Source organism: Streptomyces sp. 4F14 (assembly GCF_048159485.1).
Taxonomy (GTDB): domain Bacteria; phylum Actinomycetota; class Actinomycetes; order Streptomycetales; family Streptomycetaceae; genus Streptomyces.
The window spans coordinates 1-322 of sequence record NZ_JBLRVY010000370.1 but is presented as its reverse complement, the minus strand read 5'-3'; the positions used below and the strand labels follow the sequence as shown (position 1 = coordinate 322).

General features: G+C 63.7%; 1 pseudogene. It reads left to right on the top strand.

Annotation, left to right across the window (positions count from 1 at the left end):
- Window positions 1–322 (top strand): annotated as a pseudogene (locus tag ACLZOT_RS51160) (alcohol dehydrogenase); the annotation flags it as partial.

Genomic DNA, 322 nt, shown 5'->3' with positions numbered 1-322 from the left:
ACCGGTCACGGAGGCATCGACAAGCTGGTGTATCGCGAGGACTACCCCGTGCCGTCCCCGACGTCGGGACAGGTGCTCATCAAGGTAGGAGCATCCAGCGTCAACAATACAGACATAAACACCCGAACCGGCTGGTACAGCCCAGGGGTGACAGACGCGTTGACCGCCGAGATCGGTCTCCGAGGTCTGCAGCAGGCGGACGTCGATATGACTTGGGACCGTAACCCTCTCGGGTTTCCTCGCGTCCAAGGTGCAGCCATCGCCGCCGAAATCGTCGCCGTGGGCGAAGGAGTCGCCACGGACCGGGTCGGGGAGCGGGTGA